Raw genomic sequence first — 18357 nt, forward strand, 5'->3', positions numbered from 1 at the left:
TGGAAAAAATGTGAATATGTTTGATAATATAGATAAAACTGATATAAACGAATTAGGTGAATTTGGCTTAATAAAACACTTAACGCAAGCTGTAGAATTGACACAAGAATCTACGAACAAAGGAATAGGTGATGATGCTGCAGTGATGGATTTTACTGGTTATAAAACCTTGATTTCTACGGATTTACTATTAGAAAATGTTCATTTCGATTTGCGTTATGTTCCACTTAAACACTTGGGTTACAAAGCAGTACAAGTAAATTTGTCGGATATTTATGCGATGAATGGAATTGCTTCACAAATCACTTTTTCTATTGGACTCTCATCGAAATTTCCATTAGAAGCAGTAGAAGAAATTTACGAAGGCGCTTTGATTGCCTGTAAAAAATTTGGTGTTGATTTGGTTGGTGGTGATACTTCAGCTTCAGCACAAGGCTTGGTAATTTCTGTAACAAGTATTGGCTATGCAAAGGAAGATAAAATTGCTTATCGCTCAGGTGCAAAAGAAGGTGATTTATTGTGTGTTTCTGGCGACTTGGGTGGAGCTTACGTAGGACTTCAGCTTTTGGAAAGAGAGAAGCAAATTTATTTGGAAAACCCTAATATTCAGCCAGATCTAGAAGGTAAAGATTATATTATAGAGCGTCAATTGAAACCTGAAGCACGTAAGGATGTAGTAGAATTATTAAAACATTTGGATATTACACCTACTTCTATGATTGATGTATCAGATGGTTTGGCATCAGAGATTTTACATATTTGTAATGCATCAAATGTAGGTTGCAAATTGTACGAAGATAAAATACCTTTAGATCCAATGACTTACGAAACTGCTCGTGAATTTGGATTGGATCCTACGGTATGTGCATTGAATGGTGGTGAAGATTATGAATTGTTGTTCACTATTCCACAAGCTGATTATGATAAAGTTAAAGGGCAATTGGATATTTCTGTAATTGGTTATATTACTGAAGTTAATGCCGGAAGAGAAATGATTTCTAAGTCGAATAATGTGCATGAAATCAAAGCACAAGGTTGGAATGCATTTAAAAAGTAATAATAAAATAACTAAATAGATGGTTAATTTTTTTATGTTTATAGTATGAAAAAATTAACCATTTTATTTGCTTCTATAATTTTTCTAGCTGCTTGTGACACTAAAGAAACACGCGTATTTAAGTTTACACAACATGTAAACGATAAGGAAAACGAAATAAAGGATGATTTTCTTATCAAATCTAAAGCGTTTTATGTCAATAAGAAAGAAATAAATTTAGATCTGATTCTGAAAACAAGGGCGATTGATACGATACCTGGTGCTGATATTCCCAAAATAGAAAAAGTAGTTACAACATTATTTGAAAAAAATCCAAACGGAAAGGATATAATTGATGGCGGAACTGAAGTGAATCTACGGTTATATAATTCTGCCGGTGTGAAAATATCCGAAATTCCACTCAAAGATTACAGTACAAAAGATTTAACTATACTACGGTAGTAGGTAAAAGGTCATTGTTAATTGCAATGACCTTTTTCGTATATTTAAGTGTACCAAATTATAAACATATGTCAATACCATTGTGGACTCCTTCCCAAGACTATGTTGAAAGTTCAGTTTTATTTGCTTTCAAAAATTTTGTGCAAGCAAAATGTGGTTTGCAATTTAATGATTATCAGGAGTTTCATCAATGGTCTATAAGTAATATAGCAGATTTTTGGGAATCAATATTTCTATTTTTTGATATTAGTTATACGGGTAATTATTCAAAAGTCTTGGATTGGGATGCAAATAGTAAAAATTTTATTGATGCTAAATGGTTTGATGGTATAGAACTTTCCTATTCGGAACATATTTTTAAATCTTATGAAGAAGATAGTATTGCTTTAAAATTTCAATCCGAATACGAAGATTATCAAGAAATTACTTGGAAGGAATTACATTGTAAAGTGAGTAAGATTCAACAATATTTGTTGGATAAAGGAATTAAAAAAGGTGATAGAATAGTTGGGGTATTGAATAATCGTGTAGAAACGATAGCTATCTTTTTGGCTGTTAATTCTTTAGGAGCTGTTTGGTCTTGTTGTTCACCTGATTTTGGAGATAAAGCTCTAGTTGAACGATTTGAACAAATAGAACCCAAGTTACTTTTTATTGAAACAGAATATCAATATAATAATAAAAAATTCTTTAAAAAGGGAACTTTAGACATGTTGGTAAGTAAGTTAATAACCTTGCAAGAGGTTGTTAATGTGAATGATAGTGTGTGGAAAGTGGAGTTGGATAATTACAAATCTAAGGAGTTGATGTTTACAAGAGTTCCTTTTTCCCACCCTATTTGGATATTGTATTCGTCAGGTACAACCGGTAAACCCAAAGCTATTACGCATAGTACAGGCGGAAATCTTCTGGAGCATTATAAAGCGTTGTCATTGCATCAGAATGTACAAGCAGGAGAAAATTTTTTGTGGTATTCGACTACAGGTTGGATGATGTGGAATTACGCTTTATCTTCTCTTCTTTGTGGTGGTACATTATGTATTTTCGATGGAATAATAAATCACAATAATAACCAGACTTTTTGGGATTTCATTAAGCAAGCTCACGTAGATCATTTAGGTGCTGGAGCAGTTTATTTTACTTCTATTGAAGATTTAGATATACAGAATTACGAACCTAAAGTAGTTGGATCTACTGGTTCTCCTCTACCGGCATCTACTTTCGAAGCTTTACAAGCTAAATTTCCTAAAGTGCATATTATTTCCTTAAGTGGTGGTACAGATGTTTGTTCAGCCTTTCTATCTGGAAATTCCTTATTGCCTGTATATGCAGGACAATTGCAATGTAAAGCATTAGGTGCTGATATAGCAGCTTACAATGAGCAAGGTGAGGAAATTATAGATGAAGTCGGTGAATTGATTATAAAGCAGCCTATGCCTTCTATGCCTTTATATTTTTGGAATGATAGTAATAATGAAAAATACAAAGAAAGCTATTTTGATAAATTTCCCAATGTTTGGGCTCATGGGGATTGGATCAAGATAAATAGCGATGAAGGAATACTAATTTATGGTCGTTCGGATGCAACATTGAATCGTGGAGGTGTGCGAATAGGTACAGCTGAAATTTATAATGCTGTAAATGATTTGGAGGAAGTTAAAGATTCTTTGGTTGTCACGACAGATGAAAGTGATGGTTCTTCCAAAATGTTGCTATTTGTGCAATTGATAGATGATCTAGAATTAAATTATGAACTTCAAACTAAATTGAAAAGTAATCTCAGAAAGCAATATAGTCCACGACATGTACCAGATGTTATTTTTCAGGTAAAAGATATTCCATATACTTTGAGTGGCAAAAAGCTAGAAATACCCGTTAAAAAGATTTTTTCTGGTGTTTCTATAGAAAAAGCAGTGTCCAAGGATATAATGCGTAATCCTGAAAGTTTGGAAGAGTATTATTCTTTATACTCTAAATATTAGAATTAAATGTTCTTCTGACGAAGGAAGAATTTTTTATCTAAGATTGATATTCTATTAAAGATTTTTTCACTACTTGCGAATGCAAGTAAATGAGTCTTGAAAACAAATATTAATAGTTCCTATTGAATTTGTATAAATTTTTCAGAAGCTTGTCCATTGTAATATGATGTGTATTTTTTTAATATAAGATTCCCATTTGTCAATTGTTGAAAAACTTTGACTATACTATCTGTCTCTAAATATTTAGCATAACCGTTATAGTAATATTCTTTTCCAATTAATTGTTTATTTATTGAATCTATTTGGCTAAAGCCATATGTATAAATGGTATCTGCAGGAGTATTAAAACTTAATTTTGAACTAATTACTACTCCAGCTTGATGTTTTTTTCTATAACTATAGGTTTTAATAGTATCATAAATACCATGATAATCCCCAGTGAAAACTATGTATGTTTTTACTCTGTATTTATAAGATCCTATTTTTTCATATTGACCACAACTAATTATAAATAAAAATATAATAAGAAAATGAAATAAATTTTTCATTATATGTTTTTGAGATTTAAGGATTATCAAGTTTGTATTACCCCTACATTATATCTAGGAATATCTGCATTCTGATTAGCGGCTTCTATTCCCATTGAAATTATCTTTCGTGTGTCTTTTGGATCAATGACTCCGTCTACCCAAAGTCGAGCTGCTGCATAATATGGGCTTAATTGCTCATTGTAACGGTCTTCAATCTCATTTAATAAAATTTGTTTTTCTTCTTCACTAAGTGATACCCCTTTAACCTTCAATGTTACTTCTTGTATTTGTAATAATGTTTTACCAGCTGAAGCCCCACTCATCACCGCCATTTGAGCTGTAGGCCATGCATAGATTAGTCGAGGATCATAGGCTTTCCCACACATCGCATAATTTCCCGCGCCATAGCTATTTCCTGTTATAAAAGTAAATTTCGGTACTACAGAATTCGCCATGGCATTAACCATTTTTGCTCCATCTTTAATGATTCCAGCATGCTCGGAACGAGAACCAACCATAAATCCAGTTACGTCTTGAAAGAATACTAAAGGAATTTTTTGTTGGTTACAATTCATAATGAAACGAGCTGCTTTGTCTGCGGAATCCGAATAGATTACACCACCCATTTGCATTTCTTGTGTGCCACCTGGTTTCTTTGCTTTTACAATTTCGCGTTGATTGGCAACAATACCTACAGCCCAACCATCTATACGTGCTAAAGCACAAACAATAGTCTTTCCATAGTCTTTTTTGTATTCCTCCAAAGAATCCGCATCAACAATAGCGTCTAAGATTGAAAGCACATTATAGGGTTTTAACCTGTCTTCCGGTAAATTGTTGTAGATTGATTCGGGAGTCGATTTGGGAAATTTTGCTTCTATTTTAGAATATCCCGCTTTTGGGTTCTCACCAATTTTATCTATTATATTTTTTATAGCATCTAAGCAAGATTCATCGTCAGGATATTTGTTATCTACTACACCCGAAATTTCAGTATGCGTACCCGCCCCACCCAAAGTTTCGTTATCAATGACTTCACCAATAGAAGATTTTACCAAATAAGATCCCGCTAAGAATACCGAACCTGTTCCTTCTACGATTAATGCATAATCTGACATAATAGGTAAATAAGCTCCGCCGGCCACGCAAGAACCCATAATTGCTGCTATTTGTGGAATGCCCATAGCGGACATTTTAGCATTATTTCTAAATATTCGACCAAAATGTTCTTTATCTGGAAATATTTCTTCCTGCATAGGCAGATAGACACCTGCAGAATCTACCAAATAAATAATAGGTAATTTATTCTCCATAGCAATTTCCTGCGCTCGGAGATTCTTCTTACCCGAAATAGGAAACCAAGCTCCTGCTTTTACCGTTGCATCATTAGAAACGACAACGCACAATCTATTTTTTACATAACCAAGAACAACAACAACGCCTGCATTGGGACATCCGCCATGCTCGACATACATATTATCCGCTGCGAAAGTTCCTATTTCAGTATAAGGGTTTTCTTCATCCAAAAGATAAATAATACGCTCCCAAGCAGTCAGCTTTCCTTTTGATTTATGCTTTTGAATTTTATCAATACCACCGCCTAAATGGAGTTGTTCGTACTTTTTCTTAAGATTGTCAAGAAGCTTTTGCATAAGTGATTTTTATTAAAATAAAAATTTACAGTTGGTTATTTTATTTAATATTTTAAATATGGTAAAATATTATTTGATTTTTACGATATTTATAATACTAGTTCTTAGCAATATATAAACTTAAGAAAAAATCACGATGTACACGAATCACGACAACGAGCAGTTAGCTTTAGTGCGCGAAAGTGCCAGAGAATTTGCAAAAACATATATCAAACCCTACGTAATGGATTGGGATGAACGCCAACATTTTCCAGTTGATCTATTTCACAAAATGGGTGAATACGGTTTTATGGGCATTTTGGTGCCCGAAGAATATGGCGGTGCTGGACTGAATTATCAAGAATATATAACTATTCTAGATGAAATATCAAAAGTTTGTGGATCTATTGGTCTTTCTGTAGCTGCGCATAATTCGTTATGTACAAATCATATTTTATCCTTTGCAAATGAGGAACAAAAGAAAAAATATTTACCAAAATTAGCATCAGGAGAATGGATAGGCGCCTGGGGATTAACAGAAACGGGATCTGGTTCAGACGCAGGTGGAATGACAACAACCGCAGTTCAAGATGGAGATTACTGGATTTTGAATGGTTCTAAAACTTTTATTACGCATGCCATCAGTGGGGATGTGTCGGTAGTGATGGCTCGAACGGGTAATATAGGTGATAAGCATGCTATGAGTGCATTTATTGTAGAAAAAGGAACAGAAGGTTTCACTTCTGGAAAAAAAATTGATAAATTAGGGATGCGAGCATCAGAAACTGCTTTCTTGTTTTTTGATAATTGTCGTTTGCATAAGGATCAGGTTATTGGAGAGATTGGTAATGGTTTTGTTCAAGCACTTAAATTATTAGATGGAGGTCGTATTTCTATCGCTGCCTTGTCGTTAGGTATAGCGCGCGGAGCTTATGAATGTGCATTGCGTTATGCAAATGAGCGGGAGCAATTCAATCAAAAGATCTATGATTTCCAGGATGTATCTTTCACAATAGCGGATATGGCTACGAAAATAGATGCATCTGAACTCTTAATCAGAAGGGCAGGTTATTTAAAAGATAACCAGCAGAAAGTTACCAAAGAAAGTGCAATGGCAAAATTATATGCCTCGGAAGTAGCAGTAGAGGTCGCAAATCAATCTGTGCAAATACATGGAGGATATGGCTTCACAAAAGACTATCCAGCGGAGAAATTTTTTAGAGATGCTAAATTGTGTACAATTGGGGAAGGCACAAGCGCTATACAAAAAATGGTCATTTCACGTGAAATTAAAAAAGATGTCTAACCCTTCAGAAATTAAAATTATTGATTGTCCCCGCGATGCGATTCAAGGTAGAACAAGTATTATACGCCCTGAAAAGAAAATTGCACATATTAATAAGCTAATCAAAAGTAATCTTTTCGAATATATAGATTTTGGTTCTTTTGTATCTGACAAAGCAGTTCCTCAAATGCAAGATACAAGCTATGTTGTGCATGATATTGAAAAAATTAACAATACAAAATTACTAACTGTAGTAGCTAACACAAAAGGAGCTTTACACGCAAAAGCATTTGAAGAAATAGATTATTTGGGGTATCCTTTTTCTATTTCCGAAACTTTTCAAAAAAGAAATACTAATTCATCGATTGATAAGTCATTTAATACTGTAGAGGAGATATTAAGTACGATAGCCAGTAATCATCAAGAGTTAGTCATTTACATTTCAATGGCTTTTGGCAATCCGTATGGTGAGGCTTGGAGTGAAGATTTGGTCTTGAAATGGGTTGATAAATTAAAATATTTAGGTATTAAACGGTTTTCAATCGCAGACACGACAAGTGAGGCCACTGTAATAGGCGTCAATTCTTTATTCAAAAATTTGTTTAAAGAATTTCCTCATTTAGATTTTAGCGCACATTTACATAGCACTACTGACCAAGCTTTAGAAAAAATAAATGCCGCTTACGAAGGCGGCTGTAGACGCTTTGAAGGAGCAATGATGGGATTTGGCGGTTGTCCATTTGCACAGGACGAATTAGTTGGAAATATTCCTACTGAAATGTTGCTAAATCGGTTTTATATAGGTACACCTATTGATATTAATAAATTGAAAATTAGCTTTTTTGAAATGATAAGTTAAATTGCATGTATAAATATATTAAGGCTCAAAAAATAGGATATCAGTTTTTATTGACCTTGTCTAGATCGGAGAAAAGAAATGCTTTTACGCCGACAATGGTCAATGAAATTTATCATGCTTTTCAAGAAGCTAATAATGATGATGAAATAAAGCTTGTCTTAATTAGGGCTGAAGGTCCTGTTTTTTGTGCTGGAATGGATTTGAAAACTTTTGAAAATCCTAAATTGGATATTAATAATCCTGCAATTTCTAATGAAAATATTTCATTAGGTGAGGTATTTGATCAATTGTTAAAACCATCTATAGCTATAGTTGAAGGAAATGTGATAGCTGGCGGTTTTCTTATTATTTTGGGTTGTACTTATGTTTTTTGCAAACGGGAGGTTCAATTTAGGCTACCTGAACTCGAAATAGGTTTATTCCCGTTTCAAGTGATGGCCAGCCTCTTAAAAGTGATGCCAGAAAAACAAGCTTTACAACTTTGTCTACATACCGAATATTTTGATACTGAAAAAGCTAAAGAATACTGTATAGTCGATGGATTTTTGGAAGAAATAAACTTAGATACTTTTATTTCCTCTTTTGCTAATAGATCGACTAAAGCTATTAAACTGGGGATTCAAGCTTTACGAACTTTGCCGAGTGTAGATTACATTGAACGGTATAAATATTTGAAAGAAGTATTGGATGCGCTTAAAGAAAAATAACTATTCTTCATCTTCATCCAAGGATTCTTCAGGAGCATTTGGATCTTTTGTAGCTACTGCGAAGTTATTATACCCCATCCCGACTTCAATTTCCAATAGTTTTTGTTGAAGCATTTCTAATATTGCTAAGAAATTGAATACAAATTGCACTCTGTTTTCTGAGTTTTTCAGGATCATTTGAAAATCTAGCTTTTTATTTAAATCCAAAAGCGCAGAAAGTGCATCTTTTTGTTGCTCGATAGTATAAGGAAACTTGACAACGGTATGCGTGACAGGAACCACACGATGTGTGAAATGATACATCATCTTTTCATACACCATCATCAATTTGTACAAATCAAATGAAGCTAATTCTTCTTCCGAAATTTGACGTTTGGTGTGTTTGAGATCAAAAGTGATATTTGCGCGCTGATGTAGTTTTTCTCTATTTGATTCCAATACTTTTAAATCTTCACAAACATCTTTGAATTGCTTGTAAAGTATAAGTTTTTGAACAAGTTGTTCTTTCAGATCAACTTCGTTCTCATTTTCGTCCAATTCAGGACGAGGAAGCAGCATTTTAGCTTTGATGCGCATCAAGGTTGATGCAACGAAAATAAACTCTGACGCTAATTCTATATTCAGGGAATGCATCTTTTGGATATAGTCCAAAAAATCGTCCGTTATTCTGGAGATTGGAATATCATGGATATTGAGCTCATCACGTTCGATAAAGAACAACAACAAGTCAAAAGGACCCTCGAATTGATCGAGTTTTATTTCGTAATTTGTGGCTTCCATATAATGGATCAAAAATACGCATTTAGTAATTAATAATTGTTTTAAAACAGGAAACTAAAACATTGGTCACAGTTATTTGTATATATATATACCAATTAATGGAATAAATGTGTTACTTTGTAACTTATTTTCAAACTTATTTTAAGGTATGCAAATAGAAGCAGGAGCACTTTTAAAAAATATTCTTTATCCTTCGGATTTGAGAAAGCTTAAAGAATCGGATTTAGAAGAAGTTTGTAAAGAGCTCAGACAATTCATTATTGATATAGTTTCTGTCAATGGTGGTCATTTTGCGGCGAGTTTGGGCGTCGTAGAGTTGACAGTAGCTCTTCATTATGTGTTAAATACGCCTTATGATCAAATAGTATTTGATGTAGGACATCAAGCCTATGGTCATAAAATACTCACAGGTCGTAGAGAACAATTCCATACAAATAGATTATTAGGTGGTATATCAGGGTTTCCTAAACGTGAGGAAAGTGAATATGATGCGTTTGGAGTAGGTCACTCTTCAACCTCTATTTCAGCGGCTTTAGGTATGGCTGTAGCTTCAGCATACAAAGGAGAAACAGATAGACAACATGTAGCTATCATTGGTGATGGTGCATTGACAGGCGGTATGGCTTTTGAAGCTTTGAATCACGCGGGCATTGAGAAATCAAATTTATTGGTTATTCTGAATGACAACTGCATGTCTATTGACCCTAATGTCGGCGCGTTAAAGGAATATTTGACAAGTATAACTACTTCTAAGAGCTACAATAAATTTAGAGATGAGCTGATTTCTGTATTAGCTAAAATATCCAAAAATGGTCCTGATGCGTACGGTTGGGCTAAGAAATTAGAACAAAGCATTAAAGGTACTCTTCTGAAGAATGCTAATCTTTTCGAGTCTTTAAATTTTAGATATTTCGGACCAGTGGATGGACACGATGTCAATAAACTGGCTAAGACTTTAGAAGATTTAAAAAGTATAAATGGTCCTAAACTATTGCACGTTGTCACAGTAAAAGGAAAGGGATATTCTCTAGCAGAGAAAGATCAAACGAAATGGCATGCGCCAGGTTTATTTGATAAAATTACGGGAGAAATTAAGAAAACGGTTTACGAAAAGCCGCAGCCTCCAAAATATCAAGATGTATTTGGTCACACATTAGTGGAATTGGCGGAAGCTAATGACAAAATAATGGGTATAACTCCCGCTATGCCAAGTGGCTCGTCGATGAATATTATGATGAATGCGATGCCAGATCGTGCATTTGATGTAGGTATTGCTGAGCAACATGCTGTTACATTTAGTGCAGGATTAGCTACACAGGAGCTTGTTCCATTTTGTAATATCTATTCGTCATTCATGCAACGTGCTTATGATCAGGTGATTCATGATGTCGCATTGCAAAAATTAAATGTAGTGTTTTGCTTGGATCGAGCAGGTTTGGTTGGTGCAGATGGTCCTACGCATCATGGTGCTTATGATGTAGCTTTTATGCGCTGTATACCTAATCTTACGATAGCGGCGCCTATGAATGAGGAAGAGCTGCGTAATATGATGTACACATCCCAACTGGAGGATATGGGGCCTTTTGTGATTCGTTATCCAAGAGGAAATGGTGTTATGCCTGATTGGAAGCGCCCATTCAAAGCATTGCCTATTGGTAAAGGCCGAAAATTAATGGATGGCGAAGAGGTTGCTATAATTACTTTAGGTCATATAGGTAATGAAGCTGCTAAAGCAATAATAGAATTAAATACTGAAGGAATTTATCCTGCACACTATGACATTCGTTTTGTAAAACCAATTGATGAGGACTTGTTACACGAGGTTTTCCAAAAATTCAATAAAGTAATAACTGTGGAAGACGGGGTGCTACCTGGTGGTTTCGGGTCTGCGGTATTGGAATTCATGTCTAATAACAATTATTCTGCACAGGTAATTCGTCTTGGTATTCCTGATGAGATTGTGGAACACGGTGAACAAACTGAGCTTTGGAATATATGTAAATACGATGCGAAGTCAATTTCTGAAACATGTAAAAAGTTGGTTAAAACTTTGCCTACGCATTCACAAGTGGGATAACGCTTTAGTATTAAAAATATAATTAAAGAGCCACAAATTTTGTGGCTCTTTTTCTTTTAATATAATGGAATATTTTATTTATTTTAGGTGTAGAAAGTTTTCCACAAGCTTATAAATAAACCTCAATAAAAGTTTTGTTTTTTGATTGAATTTATCTTTATTAAAGAGTTGTGGAAAAGTTTGATTTGACATCAAAATATGAACCTGTGATCATTAAAATTTAACTTAACTAATTGATTATTAATGATTTTTATTTTTTTTATAGTTTAACTTTTTTAGGTGAGAAATTTTTGTCATCTTCGTTGAAAGGGAAAGTTATAAACAATTTTTGTATCAATAATTGGTTATCAAGTTATTAACAATTTAAGAATGGAAAAAACGTATACAAGTGTTTGGAATAATTGTCTTCAAGTGATTAAAGACAACATTCCGGCGCAAAGTTATAAGACATGGTTCGAACCTGTGAAAGCAGTTCGTTTGGAGGAGAACGTTTTAACTATTCAAGTGCCTAGTTTATTTTTTTACGAGTGGTTGGAAGAGCATTATGTAGGTATCCTACGTAAGACGGTGAAGAAATTTTTAGGAGAACAAGGAAGATTAGAGTATAATATTGTAGTAGAGAAATCTTCTACTAACACGCCTTATACAACTAATCTACCATCTAATGGTAATGGTGCTGAAGGCAAAAAGCAGTCTATACCTGTCCCTGTAGCATTAAACAAAAATATAAAGAACCCTTTTGTCATTCCAGGACTTAAAAAGCTACAAGTTGATCCGCAATTGAATCAAAACTACACGTTTGAGAATTTTGTGGAAGGCGAATGTAACCGTCTGGCACGATCTGCTGGTTATGCTGTAGCAAACAAACCTGGAGGAACTTCTTTTAATCCGTTAATGTTATATGGTGATGTAGGTTTAGGCAAGACACACTTGGCTCAAGCTATAGGTAATGAGATCAAGAGGAATTTACCAGATAAGTTGGTTATCTATGTTTCTTGTGAAAAATTCTGTCAGCAATTCGTGGACTCATTGAAAAACAATACAATCAATGATTTTGTGAATTTTTACCAAGCAATGGACGTCATTATTATGGATGATGTACACAATTTTGCTGGAAAGGAAAAAACACAGGATATTTTCTTCCACATCTTCAATCATTTGCATCAATCTGGAAAGCAAATTATTTTGACTTCAGACAAACCACCTAAAGACTTGTCTGGTTTGGAAGAACGTTTGTTAAGTCGTTTTAAATGGGGATTATCTGCGGATATTCAAATTCCAGATTTGGAAACAAGAATGGCTATCTTGAAGAAGAAAATGTATTCTGATGGTATTGAGCTTCCAGAGACAGTTGTGGAATATGTTGCTACACAAATCGATAATAGCGTACGTGAATTAGAAGGCGCTATGGTTTCATTGTTGGCACAATCTACGCTTAACAAGAAAGAAATAGACTTGAATCTAGCGAAGTCTATGCTGAAGAATTTCGTTAAGAATACGCATAAGGAGATTTCGATGGAGTATATCCAGAAATTGGTATGTGAGTATTTTGAAGTTCCGGTAGAGATGGTTAAATCAAAAGTACGTAAACGCGAAATCGTACAGGCGCGTCAAATTTCCATGTACTTGGCTAAAAATCACACTAAATCTTCACTTAAGACGATTGGTAACTTCTTTGGTGGTCGTGACCACTCTACGGTTATCTACGCATGCCAAACAGTTGAGGATTTGATCGAAACGGACAAGAAGTTTAAAACATATGTCCAAGACATTCAGAAGAAATTAAAAACTTCGTAAGAAGTAACGAAATAATTTTAGTGGTAAAATGAAAAGGCGGAAATTAATTCCGCCTTTTTTGATTCATGAAATCAGTGATTTCTAAAATTGCAATAAATTATGAATTAGATTTTTAGTTGTTTCCTTCTTCTTTTTTCTCTTCTTTATGTTCAGCTTGCTCTTCTTCTTTTTTACCTTTTTGCTCTTCTAAATATTTAGCGAAAGCTACTTTTTGATCATCATTTAGTTGTTCTGATATTTTTTGATGAGCAGTAGCTTGAGCAGCTTCAATTTGTTGTTTTACTACATCAGCAGCTAATGTTGTGTCTGCTTTGATCGCGTGTTTGGCAGTAACTTTTTCCAATACTATAGTAAATATAGCCGCTTGTTGATCTTCATTCAATGTCAAGACTTGTGTCAGCTCATCGACTTTTTGTTTTGCTTTTGTTTCTGGATTAATGTCTTGTGCAAATGTTAATGTAATTGCAAATAAAAAGCTTAGACCTGTTAAAATTAATTTTCTCATAGCATTTAAAATTTATGTGTTTACTCTTTTATTAATTCATTTAGTACTATAACTGTTGAAAAGGGTAAAATGTTGTGTTGATTGTATCTGGTTTGTTACAATTTAACATGTTTTAACAAAAAAGGGCTTATTTCAACGAAATAAGCCCTTTAGTTAATATGTATGTACTACTAGTTGTTTGGTCTTTGGCCACCAAAGCCTCTTCCTCGTTGACTAGCTATCTCATCATATTTTTTTCCTTGTTCTTCATTTAAGAAAGTTTTCACCTTTTTAGTTTGTTTTTCACGAATAGCTCTCATACTATTCATTGCAGCTTCACGATCGTCTCCTGTGTTACTAAATACTTTTTGCATTTCCACAGAAGAAGCTAAAACATATTTTTTGATGGAGTCTTGTTGTGTTTGTGTAAGGTTTAGTTCTTTTGTAAGACGTTCCATTTGCATTTTCGTCATTTCTTCAGGCGTACGTTGCTGACGTGGACCACCCTGTTGCGCATTAGCAAGCCCCAAGCTTAATACTAATGCTAATAAAGTAATTACACTTTTCATAAGTTTTAAATGTTTTTAAGTTTATAATTGAACTTAGACTCTAACTTGATGAAATAGTTTAATTGAGATTATGAGAAATATAATTTTCTATAAAATGATCAAAGGTTGTTTGTTGATGATCTGCTGATTGCAAATGGATAGGGATGTAGTATAAAGGATAGTTTTGAAAAGCACTATCTTCTATGCGTTGTATGTCTTTCTCCGTTGTAAGAATCAATTTATTCGAAGATTGAATGAAATCAAATTTTGCTTTAATGTTATCAAAATCACTAGACGTGAAATTATGATGGTCTGGATATTTTACTAAATGAACAATATTTCTATTCTTTTTCAAAAATTCGACAAGTGGTTTTGGATTTGCGATTCCGCAGAATAATAGTATATCTTTACCTTCCAATTTTTCTGATAAAACTTCTCCTTGTTTATTACGCAGAATATCATAGCCAATTTTGGTATAGAAAATAGGTGCTATATTGTGTTTGCGGAGTATATGTTCTATATGTGCTTTTTGTTCGTCTGTAATAACATCTGGACATTTGGTAATAATAATAAGATCAGCTCTTTTGGTGGAAGAAATAATATCCCTAAAATCACCTGTCGGTAAAGTGATTATTGGCTTTCTGAAAGAATTAAAGTCAAAAAGTAATATCGCGTAGCCCGGCTTTAATTTTCTGTGTTGAAAGGCATCATCCAATAGTATTACATCATGTTGGTCTTGCAGTTTCTCAACACCTTCGCAACGATTTTCATTAACTGCGACAGTTACTTCAGGAAATTTAGTTTTAAATTGTAAAGGCTCATCTCCTACTTCAAATGCTTTTGAAGTAGTTTGTACAAGTCTAAAACCTTTTGTCTTGCGTCCGTAGCCACGACTTAGTGTTGCAATTTTGTATTTATCCTTCAGTAATTTGATAAGGTATTCTGTCAATGGGCTTTTCCCTGTACCACCAATAGCCAAATTGCCGATGACAATTGTTGGAATTTGGAAGGACTTGCTTTTGAGGATTTCTTTGTCATACAATAGATTTCTTAGCCAAATGATGCTATGGTATATTATGGTAAAAGGTAATAAAATCCACCGTAGAATAGTTATCATTTTTTGATGATTTTGATGCCAACATCAGTCACTTCGGGCAAAGGGTTGACCCGCATATTCTGCTCTAATCCAAAAGTATATACTCCTGTATCGGGGAAAGTAAAATTAGATTTCGCTAAATACTGTATTTCATATAAGGAGCCAGAAGATTGACCTACCCATTTCCCATCAAGTTCTGCCAACTTAATTTCTTTGCGGTAGCTGGTGTCTGCTATACCTTTTCCCTTTGCGTGTAACAGCAAGTATATATTCGAATAATCATACAGATTTGTATGCCTTAAGTTGATGTAGACATCATATTTAGCTTTATTATCCTTGATATTGACGGCAAACGAAGGCACTTGGCTATAATTCCAGGACCTATCAGTTACTTCTTTATTCTCTTCATAGTAGGCATCACTGGTACATGAAGAAAACAAATTACATACGACCAAGAAAGCTAAAAACTTTTTCATATTAAAAAATATAGGTGGTGAAATTATTCACCACCACTTTGTTGTTTATTGTCGTTTGATTTATTCCTATTGCGGTTATTGTTGAATCTCCTTTTTTTCTTTTGTTCGGGAGATTTCTGCTTGTTGTCAGTAGGCTTTACTTCGGTATCTACCTTTTTCTGCTCTCTAGGCGCAGGTCGAGGCTTTTGTTCTTTGTTGACTGGTACAGATACCGATTTATCATTTTCTACTTTAGAAGCAACAACAGCTTGTTTAGTACGAGGCTTTTTCTTCTTGCGTTTTCTGTTTTTTTCATCCAAACGTGTCAAACTATCTTGGCCGACAACATTTTCATAATCTAGAATTACAGGTTTAGCAACTTCCATTTTTTCAGGAGCACGATCTAAGCTTTCAGGCTTCTCACCTTTTTTATTTTGCTCTGCTAGCTCTTTTACTTTTTTGATAGGCAAAGGAATCCAGCTCTCAGCTCCAGGGTACGAAAACCACATTGTTTTTTTGAAAATATCGGTTTTTTGTAGATATGCAACACCATTACGTGTTTCAATACGATCTACATCATTCGGAATATCCTTCAAAGCATCCATGTAGCTATCCAATTCATAGTTGAGACAACATTTCAACTTACCACATTGACCCGCAAGCTTAAGCGTATTCAAGGAAAGATTTTGATAACGTGCTGCCGAAGTAGAAACTGTTTTGAAGTCTGTCAACCAAGTTGAACAACACAATTCGCGACCGCAAGAACCAATTCCACCTAAGCGACTAGCTTCCTGACGCATTCCAATTTGGCGCATTTCGATACGAATACGAAAAGATTCCGCCATTTTTTTGATTAACTCACGGAAATCCACACGTCCTTCAGCCGTATAGTAAAAGGTTGCTTTTGTCTTATCTCCTTGGTAGTCTACATCTGAAATTTTCATGGAAAGACCTAAGTCCAAAGCCAATTTACGCGCCTTATGCATGGTTTCCCATTCCAATTCTTTTGCCGCATTGTATTTCGCTACATCAGCTTCATTCGCTTTTCTGTAGATTTTCTTCTCTACTGTTTCAGGATTTACATTGTTTTTCTTCAGTTGAAGACGAACCAATTCTCCTGTAAGCGATACGTGTCCAATATCATAACCTCCCGTAGAAGGTTCTACTGCGACCATTTCCCCCATTTCAAGATAAAGATTGTCCGTGTTCACAAAGAAATCCTTGCGAGATCCTTTGAAACGAACTTCTACTATATTGAAAGGTTTATAATTTGATGGCAAATCCATATCGGAAAGCCAGTCATACACATCTAATTTATTACATCCGCTGGTCATGCAGGTTCCGTTGTTATTACAGCCTGCAGGTACAGTACCTAATTTGCTGCTCGTACCACAACCACCACCGGATGAGCAACTGCCACATCCCATATTTTTCTTTCTATATATATTGAGTCCCTTTTGGGAACGTTTGATATTTGAACAATAAAACTAATTGCAAAGATAAATCTAAAAATAATATTTTAGGATTACCATTTCTTTCGATGCCGTAATGTGTTTTTTCTAACAAATCGATGGCTTCTGTCAACTGTTCAAATAGGTATAATTCACTAAATTTTTCGACAAACTTCAGCTCTTCTTCTTTCAAAAATACTAAACTCCGTAAACCATGCTGAATCAACATGATTTGTCGAATTATATTAATAGCATAAAGTAAGAAACTTTTTTGATTTTCACGTCCTAGTTTTGCAAGATTGTCGTCACTGAGTTTCAAAATATCAGCTCCGCGATCGGTTACAATGGCGCGCATCCATTCAACAAAATTTGTAAAATTACTGTTATGCTCTTGATAGGATAAAAGATTCAGCGCTTCTTGCACATTTCCATCGGCGATGAAGGCAATTTCATTAGCCACCGAATTTTCTATTTGATGTTTTTCTACGAGGTAATTTTTCATCTCGTCATGTCCAATCTTATTGATTTTGACAAGTTGTGTCCGCGAGATAATCGTATTGAGTATGCGTTCTTGATTTTCAGCTACCAAAAGGAATAATGTTTTGGCGGGCGGTTCCTCGATGAGCTTTAATAAAGCATTTCCTTCTTTATCCAAATATTCAGGCAGCCACATAATCAAAACCTTGTATTCTGCTTCAAAAGATTTTAAGCTTAGTTTTTTGATAATGTCATGTACTTCCTTGATCGGAATATTAGCTTGCTTATTTCCTGCTTCTAACTGATCGCGCCAATAGTTCAATCCTAAATAAGGATTTTTAATTAAGGCAGAGCGCCATTCTTGCAAGACATCAATAGCTATTGCTGTATCTTTTGAAGGATAAAACGGGTATGAAAAATGCAAATCTGGGTGGATTAGACGTTCATATTTGTGACAAGAGCCACAATATCCACAGCTGTCATTTTCGAGCTTATTTTCACAATTGATATATTGGGCATAAGCTACCGCAAGAGCAAGTGAACCAGATCCTTCGGGACCTAAAAATAACTGCGCATGACTCACTCGGTTATTTTTAACCGAATTTAGCAGATGATTTTTGACCTCTTGATGTCCTATTATTTCCTTGAATTGCATAAAAATTTCAACACAAATGTACTAAAATTAAAATTGTATAAATAA

The 18357-nt window shown here is 34.4% G+C and carries 17 protein-coding genes; 8 read left to right on the plus strand and 9 right to left on the minus strand.

Translation table 11 applies throughout. The features are described from left to right. Positions 1 to 16 precede the first annotated feature (16 nt). From thiL to GOQ16_RS05835, 3 genes are all read left to right on the plus strand, one after another. Complete coding sequence (gene thiL, locus GOQ16_RS05825) at positions 17 to 1057, plus strand: thiamine-phosphate kinase (protein ID WP_160068439.1); 1041 nt, start codon at positions 17 to 19, stop codon at positions 1055 to 1057. 45 nt (positions 1058 to 1102) lie between these two features. Continuing rightward, positions 1103 to 1498, plus strand: a complete 396-nt coding sequence (locus GOQ16_RS05830) for a hypothetical protein (RefSeq protein ID WP_160068440.1) — start codon at positions 1103 to 1105, stop codon at positions 1496 to 1498. Between the two features lie 68 nt (positions 1499 to 1566). Next, positions 1567 to 3480 (plus strand): acetoacetate--CoA ligase, encoded by a 1914-nt coding sequence (locus GOQ16_RS05835; RefSeq protein ID WP_160068441.1) that lies wholly within the window; start codon positions 1567 to 1569, stop codon positions 3478 to 3480. 119 nt (positions 3481 to 3599) lie between these two features. Here the strand turns inward: GOQ16_RS05835 and GOQ16_RS05840 are convergent, their stop codons facing one another. After that, positions 3600 to 4028, minus strand: coding sequence for a hypothetical protein (locus GOQ16_RS05840; protein ID WP_160068442.1), 429 nt, complete (start codon positions 4026 to 4028; stop codon positions 3600 to 3602). A gap of 26 nt (positions 4029 to 4054) precedes the next feature. Next, entirely contained in the window at positions 4055 to 5662 is a 1608-nt protein-coding gene (locus GOQ16_RS05845) for an acyl-CoA carboxylase subunit beta (protein WP_160068443.1), read from the minus strand. 136 nt (positions 5663 to 5798) lie between these two features. On the opposite strand from GOQ16_RS05845, the gene GOQ16_RS05850 reads away from it, so the two are divergent. The 3 genes from GOQ16_RS05850 to GOQ16_RS05860 are packed head-to-tail and all read left to right on the plus strand — an operon-like array spanning position 5799 to position 8492. Next, positions 5799 to 6947, plus strand: a complete 1149-nt coding sequence (locus GOQ16_RS05850) for an acyl-CoA dehydrogenase family protein (RefSeq protein WP_160068444.1) — start codon at positions 5799 to 5801, stop codon at positions 6945 to 6947. Continuing rightward, positions 6940 to 7785: a hydroxymethylglutaryl-CoA lyase-like TIM-barrel protein gene (locus GOQ16_RS05855; RefSeq protein WP_160068445.1), complete on the plus strand. Its 846-nt coding sequence runs from the start codon at positions 6940 to 6942 to the stop codon at positions 7783 to 7785. The genes GOQ16_RS05850 and GOQ16_RS05855 overlap by 8 nt, the downstream gene beginning before the upstream one ends. Before the next feature lie 5 nt (positions 7786 to 7790). Beyond that, positions 7791 to 8492 (plus strand): enoyl-CoA hydratase/isomerase family protein, encoded by a 702-nt coding sequence (locus GOQ16_RS05860; RefSeq protein ID WP_160068446.1) that lies wholly within the window; start codon positions 7791 to 7793, stop codon positions 8490 to 8492. Here GOQ16_RS05860 and GOQ16_RS05865 read toward each other — a convergent pair whose 3' ends face one another. Then, a complete protein-coding gene (locus GOQ16_RS05865) occupies positions 8493 to 9272 on the minus strand; it encodes a segregation and condensation protein A (protein WP_160068447.1) in 780 nt (259 codons plus the stop codon). 148 nt (positions 9273 to 9420) lie between these two features. Between GOQ16_RS05865 and dxs the strand changes: the two genes are divergently transcribed. After that, positions 9421 to 11349 (plus strand): 1-deoxy-D-xylulose-5-phosphate synthase, encoded by a 1929-nt coding sequence (gene dxs, locus GOQ16_RS05870; RefSeq protein ID WP_160068448.1) that lies wholly within the window; start codon positions 9421 to 9423, stop codon positions 11347 to 11349. 369 nt (positions 11350 to 11718) lie between these two features. Next, positions 11719 to 13146: a chromosomal replication initiator protein DnaA gene (dnaA, locus tag GOQ16_RS05875; protein WP_160068449.1), complete on the plus strand. Its 1428-nt coding sequence runs from the start codon at positions 11719 to 11721 to the stop codon at positions 13144 to 13146. A gap of 112 nt (positions 13147 to 13258) precedes the next feature. Here dnaA and GOQ16_RS05880 read toward each other — a convergent pair whose 3' ends face one another. The 6 genes from GOQ16_RS05880 to GOQ16_RS05905 all read right to left on the minus strand — a co-directional run bounded on the left by GOQ16_RS05880 (position 13259) and on the right by GOQ16_RS05905 (position 18312). Next, positions 13259 to 13651, minus strand: coding sequence for a hypothetical protein (locus GOQ16_RS05880; protein WP_149913368.1), 393 nt, complete (start codon positions 13649 to 13651; stop codon positions 13259 to 13261). A gap of 170 nt (positions 13652 to 13821) precedes the next feature. Further along, positions 13822 to 14199, minus strand: a complete 378-nt coding sequence (locus GOQ16_RS05885) for a DUF4890 domain-containing protein (RefSeq protein WP_160068450.1) — start codon at positions 14197 to 14199, stop codon at positions 13822 to 13824. Positions 14200 to 14257: 58 nt separating this feature from the next. Beyond that, a complete protein-coding gene (gene lpxK / locus GOQ16_RS05890) occupies positions 14258 to 15295 on the minus strand; it encodes a tetraacyldisaccharide 4'-kinase (RefSeq protein WP_240140967.1) in 1038 nt (345 codons plus the stop codon). Beyond that, positions 15292 to 15750 (minus strand): gliding motility lipoprotein GldH, encoded by a 459-nt coding sequence (locus GOQ16_RS05895; RefSeq protein ID WP_160068451.1) that lies wholly within the window; start codon positions 15748 to 15750, stop codon positions 15292 to 15294. The genes lpxK and GOQ16_RS05895 overlap by 4 nt, the downstream gene beginning before the upstream one ends. Before the next feature lie 23 nt (positions 15751 to 15773). Beyond that, positions 15774 to 17156, minus strand: a complete 1383-nt coding sequence (locus GOQ16_RS05900) for a PSP1 domain-containing protein (protein ID WP_192922509.1) — start codon at positions 17154 to 17156, stop codon at positions 15774 to 15776. A gap of 10 nt (positions 17157 to 17166) precedes the next feature. Next, complete coding sequence (locus GOQ16_RS05905; protein WP_160068452.1) at positions 17167 to 18312, minus strand: DNA polymerase III subunit; 1146 nt, start codon at positions 18310 to 18312, stop codon at positions 17167 to 17169. Between the last annotated feature and the right edge of the window lie 45 nt (positions 18313 to 18357).

Origin of the sequence: Sphingobacterium bovisgrunnientis, assembly GCF_009829085.1 — a bacterium.
GTDB classification, from domain to species: domain Bacteria; phylum Bacteroidota; class Bacteroidia; order Sphingobacteriales; family Sphingobacteriaceae; genus Sphingobacterium; species Sphingobacterium bovisgrunnientis.

What these genes read in the sequence shown, in the direction of transcription:
- GOQ16_RS05845 (WP_160068443.1), bottom strand. Translation starts at nt 5,662, where the DNA reads ATGCAAAAGCTTCTTGACAATCTTAAGAAAAAGTACGAACAACTCCAT.
- GOQ16_RS05880 (WP_149913368.1), bottom strand. Translation starts at nt 13,651, where the DNA reads ATGAGAAAATTAATTTTAACAGGTCTAAGCTTTTTATTTGCAATTACA.
- lpxK (WP_240140967.1), bottom strand. Translation starts at nt 15,295, where the DNA reads ATGATAACTATTCTACGGTGGATTTTATTACCTTTTACCATAATATAC.
- dnaA (WP_160068449.1), top strand. Translation starts at nt 11,719, where the DNA reads ATGGAAAAAACGTATACAAGTGTTTGGAATAATTGTCTTCAAGTGATT.
- thiL (WP_160068439.1), top strand. Translation starts at nt 17, where the DNA reads ATGTTTGATAATATAGATAAAACTGATATAAACGAATTAGGTGAATTT.
- GOQ16_RS05885 (WP_160068450.1), bottom strand. Translation starts at nt 14,199, where the DNA reads ATGAAAAGTGTAATTACTTTATTAGCATTAGTATTAAGCTTGGGGCTT.
- GOQ16_RS05850 (WP_160068444.1), top strand. Translation starts at nt 5,799, where the DNA reads ATGTACACGAATCACGACAACGAGCAGTTAGCTTTAGTGCGCGAAAGT.
- GOQ16_RS05865 (WP_160068447.1), bottom strand. Translation starts at nt 9,272, where the DNA reads ATGGAAGCCACAAATTACGAAATAAAACTCGATCAATTCGAGGGTCCT.
- GOQ16_RS05895 (WP_160068451.1), bottom strand. Translation starts at nt 15,750, where the DNA reads ATGAAAAAGTTTTTAGCTTTCTTGGTCGTATGTAATTTGTTTTCTTCA.
- GOQ16_RS05855 (WP_160068445.1), top strand. Translation starts at nt 6,940, where the DNA reads ATGTCTAACCCTTCAGAAATTAAAATTATTGATTGTCCCCGCGATGCG.
- GOQ16_RS05840 (WP_160068442.1), bottom strand. Translation starts at nt 4,028, where the DNA reads ATGAAAAATTTATTTCATTTTCTTATTATATTTTTATTTATAATTAGT.
- GOQ16_RS05835 (WP_160068441.1), top strand. Translation starts at nt 1,567, where the DNA reads ATGTCAATACCATTGTGGACTCCTTCCCAAGACTATGTTGAAAGTTCA.
- GOQ16_RS05905 (WP_160068452.1), bottom strand. Translation starts at nt 18,312, where the DNA reads ATGCAATTCAAGGAAATAATAGGACATCAAGAGGTCAAAAATCATCTG.
- GOQ16_RS05830 (WP_160068440.1), top strand. Translation starts at nt 1,103, where the DNA reads ATGAAAAAATTAACCATTTTATTTGCTTCTATAATTTTTCTAGCTGCT.
- dxs (WP_160068448.1), top strand. Translation starts at nt 9,421, where the DNA reads ATGCAAATAGAAGCAGGAGCACTTTTAAAAAATATTCTTTATCCTTCG.
- GOQ16_RS05900 (WP_192922509.1), bottom strand. Translation starts at nt 17,156, where the DNA reads ATGGGATGTGGCAGTTGCTCATCCGGTGGTGGTTGTGGTACGAGCAGC.
- GOQ16_RS05860 (WP_160068446.1), top strand. Translation starts at nt 7,791, where the DNA reads ATGTATAAATATATTAAGGCTCAAAAAATAGGATATCAGTTTTTATTG.